This is a genomic window from Pantoea sp. XAF26B01_ASV70, assembly GCF_054512635.1.
In genome coordinates this window covers 3,274,584-3,294,511 of the sequence record NZ_CM137251.1, presented here as the reverse complement: position 1 = coordinate 3,294,511, position 19,928 = coordinate 3,274,584, and the positions used below count along the sequence as shown (strand labels likewise).

At 57.8% G+C, this 19,928-nt stretch carries 19 protein-coding genes and 1 pseudogene; 14 read left to right on the top strand and 6 right to left on the bottom strand.

Features of this window, described 5'->3' with window-relative positions:
* Positions 1 to 5 precede the first annotated feature (5 nt).
* The 6 genes from ACX8ZY_RS15610 (at position 6) to yniD (ending at position 5,709) form a co-directional block, all read left to right on the top strand.
* Entirely contained in the window at positions 6 to 1,175 is a 1,170-nt protein-coding gene (locus ACX8ZY_RS15610) for a cyanate transporter (RefSeq protein ID WP_192073403.1), read from the top strand.
* 205 nt (positions 1,176 to 1,380) lie between these two features.
* Positions 1,381 to 3,036, top strand: a complete 1,656-nt coding sequence (gene lldP / locus ACX8ZY_RS15605; protein ID WP_459260276.1) for an L-lactate permease — start codon at positions 1,381 to 1,383, stop codon at positions 3,034 to 3,036.
* The gene (gene lldR, locus ACX8ZY_RS15600) at positions 3,033 to 3,806 is read left to right on the top strand and encodes a transcriptional regulator LldR (protein WP_459260274.1); all 774 of its coding nucleotides are present in this window, start codon (positions 3,033 to 3,035) and stop codon (positions 3,804 to 3,806) included. Before lldP ends, lldR begins: the two co-directional genes overlap by 4 nt.
* Positions 3,806 to 4,993 (top strand): FMN-dependent L-lactate dehydrogenase LldD, encoded by a 1,188-nt coding sequence (gene lldD, locus ACX8ZY_RS15595; RefSeq protein WP_022625165.1) that lies wholly within the window; start codon positions 3,806 to 3,808, stop codon positions 4,991 to 4,993. Before lldR ends, lldD begins: the two co-directional genes overlap by 1 nt.
* Before the next feature lie 58 nt (positions 4,994 to 5,051).
* A complete protein-coding gene (locus tag ACX8ZY_RS15590) occupies positions 5,052 to 5,480 on the top strand; it encodes an OsmC family protein (RefSeq protein ID WP_022625164.1) in 429 nt (142 codons plus the stop codon).
* A gap of 121 nt (positions 5,481 to 5,601) precedes the next feature.
* Positions 5,602 to 5,709, top strand: a complete 108-nt coding sequence (yniD, locus tag ACX8ZY_RS15585) for a small membrane protein YniD (protein ID WP_022625163.1) — start codon at positions 5,602 to 5,604, stop codon at positions 5,707 to 5,709.
* A gap of 115 nt (positions 5,710 to 5,824) precedes the next feature.
* Here the strand turns inward: yniD and ACX8ZY_RS15580 are convergent, their stop codons facing one another.
* The 3 genes from ACX8ZY_RS15580 to ACX8ZY_RS15570 all read right to left on the bottom strand — a co-directional run bounded on the left by ACX8ZY_RS15580 (position 5,825) and on the right by ACX8ZY_RS15570 (position 7,148).
* Entirely contained in the window at positions 5,825 to 6,055 is a 231-nt protein-coding gene (locus tag ACX8ZY_RS15580) for a hypothetical protein (RefSeq protein WP_029519422.1), read from the bottom strand.
* Positions 6,056 to 6,154: 99 nt separating this feature from the next.
* Positions 6,155 to 6,325, bottom strand: coding sequence for a hypothetical protein (locus ACX8ZY_RS15575; RefSeq protein WP_003850083.1), 171 nt, complete (start codon positions 6,323 to 6,325; stop codon positions 6,155 to 6,157).
* Positions 6,326 to 6,497: 172 nt separating this feature from the next.
* Positions 6,498 to 7,148 carry a CPBP family intramembrane glutamic endopeptidase gene (locus ACX8ZY_RS15570; protein WP_010255238.1) on the bottom strand — a complete coding sequence of 217 codons (651 nt, stop codon included), beginning with the start codon at positions 7,146 to 7,148 and terminating at the stop codon, positions 6,498 to 6,500.
* Positions 7,149 to 7,361: 213 nt separating this feature from the next.
* Between ACX8ZY_RS15570 and ACX8ZY_RS15565 the strand changes: the two genes are divergently transcribed.
* The 3 genes from ACX8ZY_RS15565 to ACX8ZY_RS15555 all read left to right on the top strand — a co-directional run bounded on the left by ACX8ZY_RS15565 (position 7,362) and on the right by ACX8ZY_RS15555 (position 11,010).
* Positions 7,362 to 9,965, top strand: coding sequence for a bifunctional diguanylate cyclase/phosphodiesterase (locus ACX8ZY_RS15565; RefSeq protein ID WP_258992669.1), 2,604 nt, complete (start codon positions 7,362 to 7,364; stop codon positions 9,963 to 9,965).
* 272 nt (positions 9,966 to 10,237) lie between these two features.
* Positions 10,238 to 10,534, top strand: a complete 297-nt coding sequence (locus tag ACX8ZY_RS15560; protein WP_010255242.1) for an I78 family peptidase inhibitor — start codon at positions 10,238 to 10,240, stop codon at positions 10,532 to 10,534.
* A 155-nt stretch (positions 10,535 to 10,689) separates the two neighbouring features.
* Positions 10,690 to 11,010 (top strand): hypothetical protein, encoded by a 321-nt coding sequence (locus tag ACX8ZY_RS15555; RefSeq protein WP_010255244.1) that lies wholly within the window; start codon positions 10,690 to 10,692, stop codon positions 11,008 to 11,010.
* 9 nt (positions 11,011 to 11,019) lie between these two features.
* On the opposite strand, the gene ACX8ZY_RS15550 is transcribed toward ACX8ZY_RS15555, so the two are convergent.
* Positions 11,020 to 11,271: a biofilm development regulator YmgB/AriR family protein gene (locus ACX8ZY_RS15550; protein WP_010255246.1), complete on the bottom strand. Its 252-nt coding sequence runs from the start codon at positions 11,269 to 11,271 to the stop codon at positions 11,020 to 11,022.
* Between the two features lie 434 nt (positions 11,272 to 11,705).
* On the opposite strand from ACX8ZY_RS15550, the gene ACX8ZY_RS15545 reads away from it, so the two are divergent.
* A complete protein-coding gene (locus tag ACX8ZY_RS15545) occupies positions 11,706 to 12,980 on the top strand; it encodes a multidrug efflux MFS transporter (protein WP_022625160.1) in 1,275 nt (424 codons plus the stop codon).
* Here ACX8ZY_RS15545 and ACX8ZY_RS15540 read toward each other — a convergent pair.
* Complete coding sequence (locus ACX8ZY_RS15540; protein WP_421665078.1) at positions 12,862 to 15,999, bottom strand: beta-galactosidase; 3,138 nt, start codon at positions 15,997 to 15,999, stop codon at positions 12,862 to 12,864. The two genes, ACX8ZY_RS15545 and ACX8ZY_RS15540, sit on opposite strands and share 119 nt — an antisense overlap.
* Positions 16,000 to 16,252: 253 nt before the next feature.
* Here ACX8ZY_RS15540 and ACX8ZY_RS15535 point away from each other — a divergent pair, with 253 nt between their 5' ends.
* The 4 genes and pseudogenes from ACX8ZY_RS15535 (at position 16,253) to ACX8ZY_RS15520 (ending at position 19,007) form a co-directional block, all read left to right on the top strand.
* A complete protein-coding gene (locus ACX8ZY_RS15535; RefSeq protein WP_192034246.1) occupies positions 16,253 to 16,402 on the top strand; it encodes a hypothetical protein in 150 nt (49 codons plus the stop codon).
* A 204-nt stretch (positions 16,403 to 16,606) separates the two neighbouring features.
* Positions 16,607 to 16,857: pseudogene (gene iraP / locus ACX8ZY_RS15530) on the top strand (anti-adapter protein IraP).
* Positions 16,858 to 16,972: 115 nt separating this feature from the next.
* Positions 16,973 to 17,275 carry a PsiF family protein gene (locus ACX8ZY_RS15525; protein WP_010255256.1) on the top strand — a complete coding sequence of 101 codons (303 nt, stop codon included), beginning with the start codon at positions 16,973 to 16,975 and terminating at the stop codon, positions 17,273 to 17,275.
* Positions 17,276 to 17,480: 205 nt separating this feature from the next.
* The gene (locus ACX8ZY_RS15520) at positions 17,481 to 19,007 is read left to right on the top strand and encodes an FAD-dependent oxidoreductase (RefSeq protein WP_258992663.1); all 1,527 of its coding nucleotides are present in this window, start codon (positions 17,481 to 17,483) and stop codon (positions 19,005 to 19,007) included.
* Positions 19,008 to 19,074: 67 nt separating this feature from the next.
* Here the strand turns inward: ACX8ZY_RS15520 and proC are convergent, their stop codons facing one another.
* Positions 19,075 to 19,887: a pyrroline-5-carboxylate reductase gene (gene proC, locus ACX8ZY_RS15515; RefSeq protein WP_031590347.1), complete on the bottom strand. Its 813-nt coding sequence runs from the start codon at positions 19,885 to 19,887 to the stop codon at positions 19,075 to 19,077.
* Between the last annotated feature and the right edge of the window lie 41 nt (positions 19,888 to 19,928).

Sequence of the window (19,928 nt, the reverse complement as noted above, 5' to 3'; positions counted from 1 at the left end):
CTCAGATGAAGAGAGAGAACAACCTGCTGCTGGCGGCGCTGGTGCTGGCCGGGCTCAATATGCGACCGCTGATGACCTCGGTCAGTCCGTTACTCGGCGAGCTGCGGCAGAGCATCGGTCTGTCGCCGCTGGCGGCATCGCTGTTGCCTGCGGTGCCGATGATGATGATGGGTGCCATTGCGTTAGTCAGCGCCCCGCTGATGCAGCGCTTTGCGGTACGTAAACTGCTGCTGGGTGGCCTGTTGCTGTTGCTGCTGGCGCTGGTGAGTCGGCTGTTTGTGGCTGACGGAGGCTGGCTGGTACTGAGTACTGTGCCGGGAGGGGCGGGCATTGGCATTGTGCAGATGGCGATGCCGGGATTGATCCGTCAGCGATTTGGCAGCCGCAGTGCCGGCGTGACCGGACTGTGGGCAGCGGCGCTGATGGGCGGCGGCGGGATTGGCGCGGCGATCTCGCCGTGGCTGAATGGGCAGCTTGGCTGGCAGGGCGCGCTGAGCAGCTGGGCGCTGCCGGTGGTGCTGGCCATCCTGCTCTGGCTGTTTATCACCACCCCACGTGCAACCCGGACAGAGGCCGCCGCTCTGCCTTCGCTGTGGCGGAAAACCCGCGCCTGGACGCTGGCGTTGAGCTTCGGTCTGGTGAACGGCGGATATGCCATCTGTGTCGCCTGGCTGCCCGATTTTTATCATCAACTCGGCTGGAGCGCACAGGCGGGCGGGTCACTGCTTGGCATGATGATCGGCTGTCAGGTCACAGGTGCGCTGCTGCTGCCCTTGCTGGCGCGGGGCCGCGATCGCCGTCCGCTGCTGCTGCTGACACTGGCGATGCAGTTCAGCGGCATGCTCGGTTTCCTGTTTGCGCCACAACTGGCACCGTGGCTCTGGGCGGGGATTGCGGGCTTCGGGCTGGGCGGGGCATTTCCGCTGGCGCTGGTGCTGGCGCTGGATCATCTGGAGCAGCCGCAGGCTGGCGCGCGGCTGGTGGCTTTTATGCAGGGCGCCGGCTTTATTATCGCGGGCAGCATGCCGTTTATCGCCGGGCAGTTGCATGCGCTCACCGGTCACTTCACCAGCGTCTGGTTATTGCAGGCGGCGGTCACGCTGCTGTTAATCGTGCTTAATCTGCGTTTCCATCCGCGCAGCTATCAGCACGCCTTTCCTGAGGTGAATCGCTGATTTTGGTCCGACCAATCCCGGCAATATTTTTCTCTGGTTCACACTCCGGGAAAATTCGCGCATCTTCTGTTGCCACAGGTTAACAATGCGTTAACTATCTGTTGCCATAAGCCCCGATACAGCGGTTTGGTCTGACCAATCCGGGGCAGATGGCACCAGCGCTGCGGCTGCGTGCCACGTCACCTTTTCCTCTGGAGATACTGGCATGCAGATCTGGCAACAAAACTACGATCCGCTGGGTAATATCTGGCTTTCAAGCCTGATCGCACTGATCCCGATTCTCTTTTTCTTCTTTGCGCTGATTAAGCTGAAGATGAAAGGCTACCTGGCGGCCACCACCACCGTGGTGCTGGCGCTGCTGGTGGCGCTGTTTCTCTATCAGATGCCGGTTGCACAGGCGCTGGCCGCCGTGGTGTATGGCTTTCTCTATGGCTTGTGGCCGATTGCCTGGATTATTGTCGCCGCGGTGTTCGTCTACAAAATTTCGGTCAAAACCGGCCAGTTCGACATTATCCGCGCCTCTATCCTGTCGATTACTCCCGATCAGCGTCTGCAGATGCTGATTGTCGGCTTCTCGTTCGGAGCGTTTCTGGAAGGGGCTGCGGGCTTTGGTGCGCCGGTGGCGATTACCGCCGCGCTGCTGGTGGGACTCGGCTTTAATCCGCTCTACGCCGCCGGGCTCTGCCTGATTGTAAACACCGCGCCGGTGGCCTTTGGCGCGATGGGCATCCCGATTATTGTGGCGGGGCAGGTGACCGGGCTGGACAGTTTTGCCATCGGCCAGATGGCCGGACGCCAGCTGCCGCTGCTGACCCTGATTGTGCTGTTCTGGATTATGGCGATCATGGATGGCTGGCGCGGAGTGAAAGAGACCTGGCCGGCGGTGGTCGTGGCAGGGGGATCGTTTGCCATTGCCCAGTTCCTCAGCTCCAACTTCCTGGGTCCGGAGCTGCCCGATATTATCTCGTCGCTCGCCTCGCTGATTTCGCTGACGCTGTTCCTGCGGGTATGGAAGCCGGTGCGCATCTTCCGCTTTTCCGATGCAGAGGCGAAACAGGGCGATCCGTTGCTGCCACCGCAGAAGTATCGGCTGGGACAGGTGATCCGCGCCTGGATGCCTTTCCTGTTTCTCACCGCCACCGTCACGCTCTGGAGTATCCCGCCGTTTAAAGCGCTGTTCGCCAAAGGCGGTGCGCTCTATGAGTGGGTGCTGGCTATGCCGGTGCCGATGCTGAATGAGCTGGTGGCGCGGATGCCGCCCGTGGTCGGCACTGCAACCCCTTATCCGGCCATCTTTAAGCTGGATCTGGTGTCCGCCACCGGCACCGCTATTTTAATTGCGGCGATCATGGCGATGATTTTCCTGCGCATGAAGCCAAAGGCAGCATTGCAGACTTTTGGTGAAACGCTGAAAGAGCTGGCGCTGCCGATCTACTCTATCGGGATGGTACTGGCCTTTGCCTTTATCTCGAATTACTCCGGGCTGTCTGCGACGCTGGCACTGGCGCTGGCGCAAACCGGCCACGCTTTTACCTTCTTCTCACCGTTCCTGGGCTGGCTGGGCGTCTTCCTGACCGGATCAGACACCTCATCGAATGCGCTGTTTGCTGCTTTACAGGCCACGACCGCGCAGCAGATTGGCGTCTCCGATATTCTGCTGGTGGCGGCCAACACCACCGGTGGCGTGACCGGTAAGATGATCTCGCCGCAGTCGATCGCTATCGCCTGTGCGGCGGTCGGGCTGGTGGGTAAAGAGTCCGACCTGTTCCGGTTTACCGTTAAACACAGCCTGATTTTCACCTGTATGGTCGGTGTGATAACCACACTTCAGGCCTACGTCTTCCCCTGGATGATCCCATGAGCAGCAATGCCGATCCGCTGGTGACGCGCCTGCGGGCCTACATCACCGAACATCAGCTCGAGCCGGGCATGCGCCTGCCCGCCGAGCGGCAGCTCTCTGCGGAGCTTGGCGTCTCGCGCTCCTCGCTGCGTGAAGCCATACAACAGTTGATCAGCAACGGCATGCTGATTAGCCGACGCGGCGGCGGCACCTGGATCCGTCAGCAGCTGGCGCCCTGGTCGGAACAGCGCATCGTCGAGCCGATTCGCCAGCTACTGCGCGACGATCTCGACTACCGCTACGACATTCTGGAAGCGCGCCATGCCATCGAGGCCAGCACCGCCTGGCACGCCGCACTGCGCGCCACCGACGCCGACAAAGAGAAGCTGCAGTACGCTTTCGACGCCACCCTGAAGCTGAAAGAGAGTGACGATCCCGATCTCGCCGCCCAGGCTGATGTGCGCTTCCATCTGGCGATTGCCGAGGCGTCGCACAACGTAGTGCTGCTGCAGACCATGCGTGGTTTTTTTGAGCTGCTGCAATCATCGGTAATGCAGAGCCGTCAGCGCATGTATACCCAGCCCGCGATTTTTGCCCGCCTGACTGAACAGCATCAGGCGCTGCTCGATGCGATCCTCACGGGCGATGCCGACGCTGCGCGCCAGGCGGCGATGCAGCATCTGGGATTCGTGCACACCACCATGAAAAGCCTGCATGAAGATGAAGCGCGTCAGGCGCGCATCACCCGCTTACCGGATAACGATACACGCAACCCAAAGGAATCTGACTGATGATTATCTCCGCTGCCAGTGACTATCGCGCGGCCGCGCAACGTATCCTGCCGCCGTTCCTGTTTCACTATCTTGATGGCGGTGCCTATGCCGAGCACACCCTGCGTCGCAACGTAGAGGATCTCTCGGATGTGGCGCTGCGCCAGCGCATTCTTAAAAATATGTCGGAACTGAGTCTTGAAACCAAACTGTTCAATGAAACCCTGTCGATGCCGGTTGCGCTGGCACCGGTCGGCCTGTGCGGCATGTATGCCCGCCGGGGTGAAGTACAGGCGGCGCGCGCGGCAGACCTGAAAGGCATTCCGTTTACCCTGTCGACCGTCTCGGTCTGCCCGATCGAAGAGGTGGCCCCGCAGATTAAGCGTCCCATGTGGTTCCAGCTCTATGTGCTGCGTGACCGCGGCTTTATGCGCAACGCGCTGGAGCGCGCCAAAGCCGCCGGTTGCTCTACGCTGGTGTTTACCGTGGATATGCCCACGCCGGGCGCGCGCTATCGCGATGCGCACTCCGGTATGAGCGGCAATCACGCGGCGCTGCGTCGTTACTGGCAGGCGGTCACCCATCCACAGTGGGCGCTGGATGTGGGTCTGCAGGGGCGTCCTCACGATCTGGGGAATATCTCCACGTATCTGGGCAAGCCTACCGGGCTGGAAGATTACATCGGCTGGCTGGCGAATAATTTCGATCCCTCTATCTCGTGGCGCGATCTGGAGTGGATCCGCGAGTTCTGGGATGGACCGATGGTGATCAAGGGCATTCTCGATCCGGAAGATGCGCGTGATGCGGTGCGCTTTGGCGCCGATGGCATCGTGGTCTCTAATCACGGCGGACGCCAGCTGGATGGCGTGCTCTCCTCGGCGCGTGCGCTACCGGCCATTGCCGATGCGGTAAAAGGTGACATCGCCATTCTGGCGGACAGTGGCATTCGCAACGGGCTGGATGTGGTGCGGATGATTGCGCTGGGCGCAGACAGCGTGCTGCTGGGACGGGCATTTATCTATGCGCTGGCAACCCACGGTCAGCGCGGCGTAGAAAACCTGCTGACGCTGATTGAAAAAGAGATGCGCGTTGCCATGACCCTCACCGGCGCGAAGTCGATCGGTGAAATTACCCGCGATTCGCTGGTGCAGGCGGAAGCGTTACTGGCACCGCAGAGCACACCGCCACGTCCCCGCGCGGTGAGTTGAGCCTGCGAAAATGAATGTATTGTCTATACTTAGCTTCTTTACCAACAGGAGGAACGACATGACCATTCATAAGAAAGGTTCAGCGCATTGGGAAGGCGATATCAAAGGCAAAGGCACCGTCAGCACCGAGAGCGGCGTACTAAGCCAGCAGCCTTATGGCTTTAACACCCGTTTTGAAGGCGGCAAAGGCACCAACCCGGAAGAACTGATTGGTGCAGCGCATGCAGCCTGTTTCTCTATGGCGCTGTCGCTGATGCTGGGCAACGCAGGTCATCCACCGGAAAGCATTGATACCACGGCCGACGTGTCGCTGGACAAAAAAGGCGATGGCTTTGCCATCACCAAAGTGGCACTGACCAGCACCATCTCTCTGCCAGGCATTGATGAGTCGACCTTCGACGAGATCATCAATAAAGCCAAAGCGGGCTGCCCGGTTTCTCAGGTACTGAATGCGGAAATTACGCTGGATTACACCCTGAACAACTGATGCCGGTAACGGGTCGCCTTTTGGCGGCCCGGGCGTTATGCTATGCCTCACCGGTCCTGTTGCTGACCGGAACAGATGCGCCTTCTGGCGCATCTTCGCTTTCTGACCAGAGGAAACTGAGGTGACGAGATACCGGGCAGCCAAAAAGTACTGGAAGATGGTGCTGGTTCTGTTGTGCATCTGTGGCGCGCTGCTGCTGATTCGCTGGGCTGCCATGATCTGGGCCTGAACAGATGAAGGGGATTGGCCGCCACACGCTGGGCATATTATTGATGGTGATTATTGTGCTGGAAGCGGTTCACTATCTGCTTACTGCCTCATGGCTGCCGTGGCGATAAACGCGCTCAGACAAAGGCATCCTCGCGCCTTTTAGCCCGCACATCGCTGCGCGCAATGCGATAAGCCTTGCGCGGATCGCCTACCACAAACTCAAAGGTTGGCGTGTAGTAAAATGGCAGCCAGCCGCCATAGCTGCTCTCCCACTCCCAACGGACGGGGCAGGGCCACAGAATGCCATCATACAAAAGATAGTAAACCCAGCGTCCACCAGGACGACGGGGGCGTGATGTTTTCATGGGATTCACAACGATAATGGTTAACAACAGCTTATATTTTGTACGCTAAAGCGTCAGCTTGCAACGTTACAGCCCTGCTTTATTGAACCTGGCCCTGAATTAGCGATGTACTTCACCGCACAGCAGTACCACATTCGGTCTGACTTTATGAATGCGGTTCGCCATCGTTTCACAGTCGACCTTCGTCGGATAGATGCGCTCTGATACCGGCAGCGCCTCGCAGGCATCGTAGCCGCATGCGCTCACTAACAACACAAATCCTATCAACATAGATCCTCTCCTTTACACGGTCTGGTGGTCCGGACTGTGGTGCTTTTTATCCCTTTTTAACATCCAGTATAGACAAACGTGCCGGGGCGGCATTGTCAGTGTGAGCTATGGTCCGCCAGCCAGGGTGTGATGCGGCGGCCTGTAAGGTGTGTCAGAAGGGGCGGGCCTGGCGCTAGCCTGCGAAATACCAGGCGGGCAGCAGCGCAATCAGGTTATTCAGCGTGTGCAGGAAGATGGGCAGCGCCAGACTATTACTCCGCAGCCGGGCGTAACAGAGCAGTAGCGAAAACAGCGTCAGGGCGATAAGGGTCTGCCAGTGCACATACTGCGTATGCATCACCGCAAACAGCAGTGAGGTCAGCAGCATACAGGCAAAGCGGCTCCGTGGCGCCCACAGCAGAAAGCCCTGCAACAGAAAACCGCGGAACAGCACCTCTTCAAACACCGGTGCGAGCAGCACGGCGGTGAGCAGCAGAATTAGCAGCGAATTACGTCCCTGCTGGGCCTGCATCACCAGCCATCCTTCCGGCTGCATGAACTGCATCTGTGCGGCCATCAGAACAAATAGCGCGCCAGTAAACAGCAGAGTTTGCAGCGTGCAGAGTTCACCCAGCGGCAGGTCTGTACGGCGCTGGCAGTAAAAGCGGTAAAGCGGATAGATAACAGCAAATTCAAACAGGCAGAGCACCGGCACCAGCAGGCCGTCATTACGCAGCACGCTGTAATTAGGGAACAGCGTGATCAGCATAGTAACCAGGTAATAGACCACAAAGCTGCCGACGTAGAACAGCGTCAGTGTCACTCTGTCGGAATTGGTATTCATAGGCGACTCTGCCAGCGAAGGTTAGCGCATAGTAGCAATGCACCAGATCGCTGTCGAGTCAGCCTGTAACACAATATTTAAGCGCAAAATGTTTACCGCAGACTAAACACCCGCGCGCGTGAGCCGATAACTGAGGAAACTAATCTGGTCAGCACTGCATGTTGTATTGCAGGCCCGTCATCTCAAACTCTGACTGTGTAGTGAGCACTCTTAATGACTTCTAACCCTCCGGCGCCACCCTCGCCTCCATTCAGTCATGCCGCTGAAGACCGCACTGTCCGCTTTACGCGGCGCAGCCTGCGCACGCTTTCGCTGCTGCTGTTTGGCGTGCTGGTGCTCTCGATGCTGATGGTGCTGACGATTGCGCAGCGGCAAAACAGCGTATCGGTTGAGCATGACCAGTTGCTGATGCAGCAGGCGTGGAAAAATCGTCAGGAGGCGATGGTCACGGATATCCGGGATTATGCGTTCTGGGGCGAAGCCTGGCGCAATCTCCATGTCAGGGTCAACAAAGTCTGGGCTTATGACGAAGAGAACTTTGGTCCGGGCCTCTACGAAGAGTATCACTATGAGGGCGTATTCGTGGTCGACGGCAACGGTCACACCACGTACAGCGTCATTAATGGGCAACTGGTGGATACGCCGCTGGAAGCCTGGCTGGGAAAAGAGGCTCCAGCGCTGATTGCGGCGGCACGTCAGCGCAACGACGCGGCGATAACCCGTGATGCGCTGATTAATCATCTGCCCGCCATTGTGGTTGCCGCCCCCATCGGCAGCGGCAAACTGACGAATATGCCGCCGATAGCGGGGCCAGCGTCAGTCATGGTGTTTGTGAATCTGTTCACCCCTGCCAAATTACAGGCGCTGGGCGCCACGCTGGATGTGCGCGAACTGCGCCTGCCCGTCAGTGCAGGGGATGCCCTGCGTGAACCGCGGATGGTGCAACCGTTACCCGGCGGCGATCTGATTGTGCTGCGCTGGACGCCAAAGATGCCTGGCATGGGCCTGGTCTGGTTTCTGTTGCCACTGCTGATGCTCATGGCGATCATCATTGGCATAATCACCCATCGCGTCAGCCGCCATGCGCTCTCTAATGCGATTCTTTCTGACCGGCGCTTTGCCCTGCTGGCGATCAGTCAGCAGGAGCTGGCCAACAGCGAAGCGCGGTTTCGCGATCTCGCTGAGGCAGCGTCAGACTGGATCTGGGAAACGGACGAAGAGGGTCGCCTCATCTACCTGTCAGCGCGCTTTCAAACCGTGACCGGCCACGATATTACACACTGGCTGGGCCGTCACATCGATCACCTGCTGACGCATCCCAGCCATTCGCTGGTCGCCTGGCTGCAGCGTCAGGAGGAGGAGGGGCAACGGATGCCACTGCGCTGTCAGTTTATGTCGGCGCACGGCAACCGCCGTATCGGCCAGCTGGTCGCGAAAACAATCTGGCATGATGCGCGACGTATCGGGTTTCGCGGCACGGTGTCGGACATCACTCAGAGCATGGAAGCCGAGGCGCGCATTCATTTTTTGTCGCGTCATGACGTCTTAACCGGCCTGTCGAACCGCGTACAGCTGCAGGAGTTTCTGACGCTACACCTTGAGCTGCCTGATGGCGCTGCGCCGCTGACGCTGATTACCCTCGATCTCGATCAGTTCAGGCCGATTAATGAAACCTGGGGCCATGCGGCGGGCGATGAAGTGCTGAGCCAGATAGCGCAGCGTCTGAAGCGCTGTATCGGCCCGCAGGAGCTGGTGGCGCGGCTGAGTGGCGATGAGTTTGTGCTGGTGTTGCGTGAAACGAACCGTGAGCGGGTCGATCAGCGTTGTGCTCAGCTGGTGCATGAGGTTCAGCAGCCCATCAGCACTGGCCAGCATGTCCACTATCTCACCGTCAGCATGGGGATTGCCTGTGTACCGCAGGATGCCAGCCATCCGGAAGCGCTGCTGCAAATGGCGGATATCGCGCTGAATGAAGCGCGCGAAGCGGGACGCAATCAGTGGGTCTGGTATGCCAATGAGATGGCCAGTCAGCGTGAGGATAAGCGTGAAATGGCGCGGCGGATTGAGAAAGCGCTGAAGAACAATGAATTTCGCCTGCACTACCAGCCCCGCTATCAACTGCTGACGGGTCAGCTGGCAGGTGCTGAGGCGCTGATTCGCTGGCAGATTGCGCCGGATGAGTGGATTACCCCCGATCACTTTATTCCGCTGGCGGAAGAGAGCGGTCTCATCGCCACCATCAGCGACTGGGTGCTGATGCGGGCGTGTGAGGATGCGCTGGGATGGGGGGGCGATCGCTATGTTTCGGTTAATATTTCGCCCATGGAGTTCCGCACCAGCGATTTAGTGCAGCGGGTTGCGGATGTGCTGGCGAAAAGTGGCCTGCCGGCTACCCGGCTGGAGCTGGAGATCACGGAGAACGTGACCTTTGAACATCCGCAGCATGCGCTGGAGGTGATGCAGGGTTTACGGTCACTCGGGGTAAGGTTAACCGTTGATGATTTCGGCACCGGCTATGCGGCCCTGGGCTACCTGAAGACCTTCCCATTTAATGGGCTGAAGATCGATCGCTCCTGGATGAAAGATTTCCCGGAGTCGCAGCAGGCACAATCGGTGGTCGCGGGGATTATTGCGCTGGCACGCGCCTTTGCCCTGACAATTACGGCTGAAGGGATTGAGACAGAAGCGCAGCTGAATCAGCTAAAAGAGCTCTCGTGCGAAGAGGGGCAAGGCTACTTCCTCGGTCGACCGATGCCGCTGGCTGCATTCAGTACGCTTCTGGAAAGAACCGCGCAGAACCAGGCTGAACCCGTTTAACGGACTTTAACCGCCACGGCGGTCATCAGCATTGCGCAGACGACAAAAATAATCAGTTCCATCATGACCTCCACAGGGCTAAGACTATTCTTAATATTGCAGTGGTCCGCTGTGCTTTTTTTAGGCAATGAGTGCGATTAATCTTAAAAGATGACCTGTGCTGCGACCCGTTTAATGCTGCTGTAACAACTTTACTTTTTAGGGGTTCAGGTCAGCAGGTGCGCTTTGCTACTCTTGGGGCAGGGTTTTACACGTCCAACAGGAGAATAAACGTGAAATTTTATGGAAAAGGGCTGCTGGTAGTGGGGCTGTTTGCATTAACCGCCTGTCAATCTGCCTCTAAGCCCGATACCGCCAGTGTGGCGCAGGATCCCGAAGCTGACCGCTGTGGTGCCTCTCAGTTTCAGAATTATGTCGGTAAACCGTTAACCGCGCTGCAGGGTCAGCACTTCGAACAGAAGGTCCGCGCCATTCCCTATAATTCTGCCGTCACCATGGACTTCAACCTTAACCGGCTGAACTTCCTGGCTGACAAAAATGGCAATATCAGCTCAGTTTATTGTGGTTAACGGCAAAGATGTCATAGGTTTGTCATAACGGCAGGCGAGGATAGCAGCGCGTTTAAGAAACTTCCTCGTCACACAATAGATAGTGCTCGTCTTGTTTATTCCCGCCCCGGCGGGAATTTTTTTAGCGGCTTCAGGCCGTAACAGGAGCAGAGAAGATGAAACGCATAATCGGGGCACTTCTGCCCGCATTGTTACTCAGCAGCACACTGGCGCAGGCTTCCAGTGAAGAGGCCTGGCAAAAGAGCCGTCAGGTGATGGTGCAGGCCTGCATTAACGCCAGTCATCTGAGCAAAGTAAAGGTGCTGGGCGAGGCGATCGAGTATGACGACAATACGGGCTACAGCGCACTGTTGCTGGAGGGACGCTACCCCCAGCCGCAGATGAAAAATAAGCGTGGACGGGAGCTGTGCCTGTTTCAGCGCAGCAGCGGACGGGCCAGCATCAGCGAAGCGGATAAATTGCGCTGGGTGAAGTAGGTGGTGGGTTTACGCCTCCGGCTGCGTGTCGATTAACTGCGCCAGCAGGGTGCGATAACGCTGCAATTGCGTCTCGTCGCCTTCCACTTCCAGTTTATCGATAACCCGCGCAATAAGGGCTTTATTGGTGGCGGGTTCTCCCGCTTCCATTATTTCACGCAGAATCACCGCCAGCAGATCGGACTCAGGCGGTATTCGCCAGTCCGGGCTGTTAAAATAGTCGCTGATAGCACGGCTGGCGCTGTCAGGTTGTACTCTCATTACCCACCTCCGCTAAAACAAGACCCCCTCCCTTACACCTGAGCATAAGGGCGTTTAACCATGAAATAAGCTGGTTCGCCTCAGCGTAGCCGGACGGTCTGCACCGTTTTTTGCGGAGGATGTCGCGCCGATTAAAAAGATTGCCACACCGCCGCGGCTGGCGGTTTTTTAAACATAGAAGCGGGGGGAAGAGTTGTCAGTAACAGAATGACATATTTTTCTATATTGACGGGGCGGGTCAGGGAAGATTGCGTCCGGCCAGACCATCGCCCGCGTGCTTCGCGCTAAAAACCCGGCGGGCTGGAAAATTTGCGCCGGTGATTGCGCTGAATCAAAGAGGAATCCGATCTTTTGCCATTTGTGCCATGTTTTGTCGGTCACGCTGAGAATAGCCGCGTTAGACTGAGCATTCCCTCTCTTTAAAATATCTGCTCATGCCACGCACTATAGAACCCTGGAAGATAAACCTGATCTCGGTCTGGTTTGGCTGCTTTTTTACCGGCCTGGCCATCAGTCAGATCATCCCGTTTCTGCCGCTCTACCTTGAGCAGCTTGGCGTAACCGGTGGCGAATCACTGAGCCTCTGGTCGGGTCTTACCTTCAGTATCACCTTTGTGGTTTCGGCGGCCGTAGCCCCGCTGTGGGGCAGTCTTGCCGATCGCAAAGGCCGTAAGCTGATGCTGCTGCGCGCCGCTTTTGGCATGGGCGTGGTAATTCTGCTACAGGCTTTTGTCACCGAAGCCTGGCAGTTGCTGCTGCTGCGTGCCCTGATGGGGCTGACCTCCGGATATATTCCCAACGCCATGGCGTTGGTGGCCGCTCAGGTGCCGCGTGAACGCAGCGGCTGGGCGCTGAGCTGTGTCTCAACCGGCCAGATTGGCGGGGTGATTCTGGGACCGATGCTGGGCGGGCTGCTGGCAGACTGGGTCGGTTTGCGTACGGTGTTTATTGTCACCGCAGCGCTGCTGATGGTCAGCTTTCTGGTGACGCTGTTCCTGATCAAGGAGACCGGTTACACCCCGGTGAGTAAAAAGGAGAAGCTCAGCGGACGCGAGGTTTTCCGCTCGCTGGATAATCCAAAACTGATGCTCTGCCTCTTTTTCACCACCATGGTGATCCAGATGTGCAACGGATCGGTGAACCCGATCCTGACGCTCTTTGTGCGGGAACTGGCACCCACCGCTGAGAATATCGCTTTTCTTAGCGGGGTCATTGCCGCGCTGCCTGGCGTCTCTGCACTGCTGGCCGCGCCTCGTCTGGGACGACTCGGCGATCGCATCGGCACGCAACGTATCCTGCTGGCAACGATGGTCATCTCGCTGCTGCTGTTTATCGCCATGTCGTTTGTCACCAGCACGACACAGCTGGGGGTATTACGTTTTCTGCTGGGCTTTGCCGATGGCGCGATGATGCCCGCGGTGCAGACGCTGCTGGTGCGTCACTCGCGTGACAACATCACCGGCCGGATCTTCGGCTACAACCAGTCCTTTATGTATCTCGGCAATGTCGCGGGTCCGCTGCTGGGCGCCGCGGTGTCGGCGGTGGCCGGTTTCCGCTGGGTCTTTTTTGCCACCGCCGTGGTCGTGCTGATTAACGTGCTGTTTCTGAAGCGCTTTTACCGGCGTCCGAAGACAGATCTGCCCGCGTCGGCTGACAAATCGTCAGTTCAGCCTGCCAGCGCTGCTGAGTCAGTAAAAACTCAGGACTGACGCTGGGGCTCCAGGAGTCATCGCCGCCGACACCCATGTGGCAGGCATCCAGATGCAGCCAGCAGCCCGCTTCCGGACGCAGATGGTGGCGGTGTGATGCCTCCCGCAACTGCTCCAGGCTGAAACGGCTCAGTGAGAAAGCGAAATCGCCGCTGACCTGCCAGCTGCCGCTGTCGAGCTGACGGGTGCCGCAGCGCAGACCGTTCTCACCCGGGAAAACATAAGGCGTTGAGAGCTGATCCAGCGGCAGCTCCCAGCGGGAAAACTGCGCGGCCAGCTGGCGATCGGGATAGTTTTCATGCGGACCCAGGCCGAGCCAGCTCACCTGTTGTGGTATCTGCGTCAGCTCACAGCGTAATCCGATGCGCGCGGGCGGCGGCAATCCACGCGACTGCTCAACGGAAAGCTGCAACTGCAACTCACCCTGCGCATTGATCAGATAACGTTTACGGCTGATAAAGGCGATCTGGCCATGGGCGAGCCAGCTGTGCAGCGTCTCAATCTGCACCGCCTGTGGCAACGCATTCGCCGTCATCGACACCAGCTGGCTGCTCATCTGGTCATAACCCGCTGCTTTCCAGCGCTCGACCCAGGCATTGGGATCAACCCGTTCCGCTTCGCTGGTGCCGATGTCATTGTCCAGCGGGGCGCGAATAAAGCAGTCCTGAAGCGGTGAAAGCAGTGTGGGCTGTTCATCCACAAACCACTGCGTCAGTTCGCCGCTGTGGCGTGAAAAATGCCAGCATTGCTGCTGATGGGTGATGACAATCTCACGGGTATCATCGTGCAGGCCCGGTGCGTGGCCGCTCTCCGGCTTTGATGGCAGCGCCAGCGATGAGGGCAGCGCCCATTGGTGCCAGGCGACACGCCAGCCAGCGGTGCTCCATTGGGTCGGTTGAATCTGATGAACCGCGACGTTCAGCCAGCATTCGCCCTGTAATGCTGGCGGTGACGGCAGCGTGATCCGCTGCTGGCCCTGTGGAACGATATCCAGCGGCACTTCTCCTTCCGCCACCACACGACCCGCCTGTTCGATGCGCCAGCGCAGCACTTCGTTGTCACTGTGGCGGAACAGATAGTCGCTGCTGACCGTAAAGCTCAGCGGATCGCCGGGATCGACGGCAAACTGCCAGAACTGCTGGGCGCACTGCGCCTCATAAAGTGCCGGATGCGGCGTGCGATCGGCAAATACCAGCCCGTTCATACAGAACTGACGATCGTTGGGTTTATCGCCAAAATCGCCGCCGTAGGCCTGCCACGGTTCGCCCTGATCGTCATAGCGGGTCAGGCTCTGATCAACCCAGTCCCAGACGAAGCCGCCCTGCAGACGCGGGAACTGGCGGAAGGCCTGCCAGTACTTAGCAAAACCGCCAAAGCTGTTGCCCATGGCATGCGCGTACTCACACAGGATCAGCGGACGCGTCTCACCCGGCAGACCGATCCACTTTTTCAGCGACCATTTCGGCACAGCCGGGAAGGGCTGATCTTCATCAACCCTGGCATACATCGGGCAGATGATATCGGTAGCAGCGGTATCCGCACCGCCGCCTTCATACTGAACCGGACGGGTTGGATCGCTGCTTTTTACCCAGCGGTAGAGCGCATCGTGTGTGGCACCATGTCCTGACTCATTGCCCAGCGACCAGATAATAATGCTGCAGTGATTACGATCGCGCTGCACCATGCGCGTCACGCGTTCGCTATAGGCGGCAAACCAGCGGGGATCATCGGAGAGCCGGTTCATCGGCTGCATGCCGTGGGTTTCGATATTGGCCTCATCCACCACATAAAGCCCATACTGATCGCATAACCGGTACCAGAGCGGATGATTAGGATAGTGTGAACAGCGCACCGCATTAAAATTGTGCTGCTTCATCAGCTCGATGTCGCGGCGCATCGTCGCCTCATCCACCACCTGACCGCGCTCCGGATGATGTTCATGACGGTTGGTGCCGCGGATCAGCAGCGGCTTGCCGTTCAGACAGAGCAGTCCGTTGTCGATGGTGACCTGACGGAAGCCGACATCATAGGCTTCCACCTCGATCAGCTGCTGATTCTCATCCAGCAGCGCCAGCGTGGCGCGATAGAGGTGGGGTGTTTCGGCACTCCACAGCGCAGGCTGTTCCACCGGCAGGCTGAGCAGGGCGCGTTCGGGATAGTGACCCCGCTCGTCAATAATGGCACTGCCCAGCGGCTGCTGACATTGAGCAATCTGCTGGTCACCCTGCCACAGCGTCAGGCGCAGCTGATAGCGCGAGCTGACGTCAGCTGGCAGAGCAACACGAACCCGGGCACGCAATTCGGCACGGTAAAACTCCGGGCTGAGCCGGGTTTCCAGCTGAACATCGGCCAGATGCACCTGCGGTTTATGCAATAACGTGACGTCACGGAAAATACCGCTCATTCGCCACATATCCTGATCTTCCAGATAACTGCCGTCGCTCCAGCGCAGCACCATTACTGCCAGCCGGTTTTTGCCCGGCCGCAGATAAGGCGTCAGGTCGAATTCAGCGGGCAGACGACTGTCCTGAGAGTAGCCAATCCAGTGTCCGTTGCACCACAGGTGAAAGGCCGAGTTTACGCCGTCAAAAATGATGCGTGTCTGCCCATTATCCAGCCAGGCTGCGTCAGCACTGAATGTGAGCGAGTAACATCCGGTTGGATTCTCTGCGGGGACAAGTGGAGGAGTAACCGGAATCGGATACCGCACGTTGGTATAAATGGGGGCATCGAAGCCGTGCATCTGCCAGTTGGCCGGAACCGGAAGGGTCGTGGTGTCCGGCAGATCCTGCAGTAACCAGCTGGCCGGGACCGCTTCAGGCTGCGTAAAATAACGGAAACCCCACTCTCCGTTGAGGCTCTGCAGTGACGCCGAGGGGCTGTCATCCCGCGCGGCTACTTCATCTCGCCAGCTGGCGAATGGCGGGTGCGCATCCAGCCGATGCAGCGAGGTCACGACCGGATTTTCCCAGTCGCGCCGGGAGAGGATGTCACTAAAAGCAGCCTGAGAGAGAGTCATGTTTATATCCTGTAAATGTAATGCGCTCACAATGCGTAAAATTACGCCGCCTGTAAAGTGTTCACCCTCCCGATTTGCACAAATAATTTGCGCTGTAATCCAGCCGGGATGTTGAGATTGTGCCGCCTTAATGGTGGTAAATCGTTAAGTCTGGTCAGCAAAGATGAATAGTCGCCGGATGCGGAAGAATCTCACTTGTCGCCATGCAGGTGGCTCCATACACTCAGCCCGATTTCATCACCCTGAGGTAGATATGGTACGAATCTTTAAGCTGGCTGCCGTTGTGGCATTGGTTACTGCATTAAGCGGATGTATTTTCCCGCCTCCAGGCGGCGGTGGCGGTGGCGGTGGCTGGGGCGGACACGGCGGCGGACCAGGCCGCGGATTTGTCGATCCTCGCTAAGCAAAAGACCGATTTCGGGCGGGCGAAACGTTTAACCATAGCGTTGATTGCAGGGAAAACGTTTCGCTCGCAAGGTTAGCCGGAATCGTCTGAGCAGACGGTGAGGAATGCGGGCTAACTCACTGAAAAAAGTAGCGGTTACCCTCTGTTTTTTTAGCCAGCGTGGTGATAATTTCAGCTTTTCTCCACCGCTGAGATAACAGCATGAAAAATCTGATTGCTGAATTGCTGGTAAAGCTGGCTGAAAAGAGGCGACAGCCAAAGAGCAGATGGCGCAAATCGAAGCGCTGGAGATTGTTGTTACCGCACTGGTTCGCAAGCTGGAGCCGCAACAACATCTGGCTATAACCACCAGTATTGAAACCGCAATAGACAATGTGGCCGATGCCGGAGATGAAAATGCGCAACTGCTGCGCAATTACATCGAAAAGTTACTCCGCCATCCTCGTCAGTAACAATCCCAGTGCCAGACTGGAATGGGATCTTCACATCACTTTGACCTGAAACATTTTCCGCTTTGCTTATTCGCTGCCAGAATAACAAAGGACAATCCACTGTGGAGATAACAAGATGAAAGTCGGTTTAATGGCGATGATGATGGCGGGCCTGCTGGTCAGTGGACTGGCCGGTGCGGCGGAAAAGACCCCGCAGCAGGAGAAGATGACGATGTGTAACCAGCATGCTAAATCACAGGATCTTAAAGGGGATGCGCGCAAAACCTTTATGAGTGAATGCCTGAAAAAGGACAGCAAGCTGTCGCAGATGTCACCGCAGCAGATGAAAATGAAAAGCTGTAACGGCGAAGCTGGTGATAAAAAACTGGCGGGCGATGCGCGTAAAACCTTTATGAGCCAGTGCCTGAAAAAAAGCTGATTATCCCCACGGCCACGCAGGTGGCCGCTTCTCCTTCCCGCGCAATGCTGATTAAATTCCCTTCTATAACAGCATGTTAACCTTCTGATAAGCATTCATCGCCAGGCTTCCCGGTTCTTTTGCCACACTTACTGTTTGTGGGGATTTGCGCAGCACTCTGTTTTGCCGCGCAGCACAAGACAAGAACCGTTAAAGGAGCCATGTCGTGAACTATCAATTTACCGTCGACCTGAACGATCTGCCCCAGCGCCAGCCGGTTAAAAAAACGCTCGGCGAGGTGGAAGTGTTGCTGATCCGCGAAGGCGACAATGTACGTGCTTATCAGGCGAAATGCCCACACGCAGGCGCGCCGCTGGAGCAGGGCGCGATTTGTGGCGATCGGCTGGTCTGTCCGTGGCACAAAGCCGCGTTTAATCTGGCCAGTGGAAAAATGTGTGAACCGCTGGCGTTAGCCGATCTCAAACAGTATCCGCTGCGCATTGAAGAGGGCCGGGTGCTGGTGAATCCGAAAGCGATGTCGCCCGCGGCGCCGATTGGCAGTGGGGCAGCCGCACCGGTCTATGTGGTGCTCGGTGGTGGGGCGGCGGGCAGCGCGGCGCTGTGGCGTCTGCGCCATGAAGGCTTCAAAGGCCGTGTGATTCTGGTTGAGCGGGAAGCGGATGCGCCTTACGACCGCACCGCGCTGACCAAATTTGTGCCGTCGGGCAAAATGGATATCAGCGAGGTGCCGCAGCTGCTGAAAGCGGATGTGATGGACCACGTTGAACGGCTTCAGGCTACCGTGAGCCGCCTGGATGCCCAGCAGCAACGGCTGATCTTTGAGGATGGCGAGACGCTCGCCTTCGACAAACTGCTGATCGCCAGCGGCGCGACGCCAGTCCGCCCCGATTTGCCGGGCAGCGATCTCAATGGGGTTCATCTGCTGCGCAGCAAAGCGCAGACCGATGAGCTGCTTCAGTCGGTGGATGCCAGCCATAAAATCGTGATTATCGGCAACAGTTTTATCGGCACCGAACTGGCGTCGGCGCTGCGTAATCGTGACATTGACGTGACGATAATCGCCCGACAGGCGTTGCCCTTTGCTAAACAGTTTGGCGATCAGATTGGCCGCTATTTCTATCAGCTGCATGAGCAGAACGGTGTGAAGTGGGTGCAGGGCGAGATCGAAGCCTTACAGGGCGACCAGCGGGTGAGTGGCGTGCAGCTCAAGGGCGGACGGTTGCTGGACGCGACGGTGGTGCTGTTTGCCACCGGGGTTAAACCGGCTACCGACTTTATCCACGATCTCCCGCTGGCAGAGGATGGCAGCCTGCAGGCGGATGAGCAGTTGCGGGTCGCTGACAATATCTGGGTGGCGGGAGATATCGCCACGTATCCGTCGGCACAGGAGCCGCTGCGCATTGAGCACTATCGCGTCGCGCATCAGCAGGGACAAACCGCCGCATGGAATATGCTGGACCAGACCGTCGCGTTTGATCGTGTGCCGTTCTTCTGGACTACGCAGTATGGCACCCGTTATGAGTATCTGGGCCATGCCAAAGAATGGGATTCATTCCAGCTGCTCGGCTCGCTGGAGGATAAAAAGTTTATGGCGTTTTATGGCCAGCAGGGGAGGCTGGCGGCAATCTGCTCATGCGGCATGTATACGCTGACCGCTGAGCTGGTGGAGCGGATGCAGCAGCCGATGACGTTTGCCGACGCGGTGGCGCTCTGTCAGGAACAGATCCGTTAATATCTGTTAAGCTGGAGGCAAGGCGGGCCAGCGTGCGGGGCCGCCTTGCACATCCTTTGTTGAGCGGTTAGCTGCGGCTCAGTTTCTCTGACTTCGCCATGCACTGCAGCATCGCTTCCATCACCGCCGAGCGCATGCCTTTCTCTTCCAGCACTTTCACCGCTTCGATGGTGGTGCCGCCCGGAGAGCAGACCATATCTTTGAGTTCAGCCGGATGTTTTCCGGTGGTCAGCACCATCTGCGCCGCCCCTTTCACCGCCTGTGCAGCAAACTGATAGGCCTGAGCGCGTGGCATGCCGCCCAGTACGGCCGCATCGGCCATCGCTTCGATAAACATAAACACGTAGGCCGGCGCAGAACCGCTGACGCCGACCACGGAGTGAATCAGATATTCATCCACCACCGCCGCTTTGCCGAAGCTCTCAAAAATCGCTACCACCTCGTCGATTTCCGCCTGCTCAACCAGCACGTTGGGCGTCACCGAGGTCATGCCTTCGCTGACCAGCGAGGGTGTATTCGGCATCGCACGGACAATTTTACGATCGTAACCCAGCACCGATGAGAGCGAATCGAGCGTCACCCCAGCCGCAATCGACACCACCAGCGCCTCTTTTTTCAGGCTGCCTGTCAGCTCTTTTAAGACTTTCAGAATGACATTGGGTTTGACCGCGCCGAACAGGATGTCCACTTCACGCGCCAGCGCTTCAGCGCTTTCGGCTGCGTTGATGCCATACTGCTCTGCCATCGCCTGGTTGGTCTCTGCTTTGCGATCGTAAACGAAGATATCAGACGGGGCGATTTTGCCGCTGTTGACCAGTCCGCCGATAATGGCTTTCGCCATATTTCCCCCGCCGATAAACCCGATTTTCTTTGCCAGCATCGCCATCTCCTTAGGACATTATTCGTTTTTCTCAGTGAGCT

Bases quoted from the DNA above. Each gene is read 5' to 3' on its own strand.
- ACX8ZY_RS15610 (WP_192073403.1), top strand. From the start codon at position 6: ATGAAGAGAGAGAACAACCTGCTGCTGGCGGCGCTGGTGCTGGCCGGG.
- lldP (WP_459260276.1), top strand. From the start codon at position 1,381: ATGCAGATCTGGCAACAAAACTACGATCCGCTGGGTAATATCTGGCTT.
- lldR (WP_459260274.1), top strand. From the start codon at position 3,033: ATGAGCAGCAATGCCGATCCGCTGGTGACGCGCCTGCGGGCCTACATC.
- lldD (WP_022625165.1), top strand. From the start codon at position 3,806: ATGATTATCTCCGCTGCCAGTGACTATCGCGCGGCCGCGCAACGTATC.
- ACX8ZY_RS15590 (WP_022625164.1), top strand. From the start codon at position 5,052: ATGACCATTCATAAGAAAGGTTCAGCGCATTGGGAAGGCGATATCAAA.
- ACX8ZY_RS15580 (WP_029519422.1), bottom strand. From the start codon at position 6,055: ATGAAAACATCACGCCCCCGTCGTCCTGGTGGACGCTGGGTTTACTAT.
- ACX8ZY_RS15575 (WP_003850083.1), bottom strand. From the start codon at position 6,325: ATGTTGATAGGATTTGTGTTGTTAGTGAGCGCATGCGGCTACGATGCC.
- ACX8ZY_RS15570 (WP_010255238.1), bottom strand. From the start codon at position 7,148: ATGAATACCAATTCCGACAGAGTGACACTGACGCTGTTCTACGTCGGC.
- ACX8ZY_RS15565 (WP_258992669.1), top strand. From the start codon at position 7,362: ATGACTTCTAACCCTCCGGCGCCACCCTCGCCTCCATTCAGTCATGCC.
- ACX8ZY_RS15555 (WP_010255244.1), top strand. From the start codon at position 10,690: ATGAAACGCATAATCGGGGCACTTCTGCCCGCATTGTTACTCAGCAGC.
- ACX8ZY_RS15550 (WP_010255246.1), bottom strand. From the start codon at position 11,271: ATGAGAGTACAACCTGACAGCGCCAGCCGTGCTATCAGCGACTATTTT.
- ACX8ZY_RS15545 (WP_022625160.1), top strand. From the start codon at position 11,706: ATGCCACGCACTATAGAACCCTGGAAGATAAACCTGATCTCGGTCTGG.
- ACX8ZY_RS15540 (WP_421665078.1), bottom strand. From the start codon at position 15,999: ATGACTCTCTCTCAGGCTGCTTTTAGTGACATCCTCTCCCGGCGCGAC.
- ACX8ZY_RS15535 (WP_192034246.1), top strand. From the start codon at position 16,253: ATGGTACGAATCTTTAAGCTGGCTGCCGTTGTGGCATTGGTTACTGCA.
- ACX8ZY_RS15525 (WP_010255256.1), top strand. From the start codon at position 16,973: ATGAAAGTCGGTTTAATGGCGATGATGATGGCGGGCCTGCTGGTCAGT.
- proC (WP_031590347.1), bottom strand. From the start codon at position 19,887: ATGCTGGCAAAGAAAATCGGGTTTATCGGCGGGGGAAATATGGCGAAA.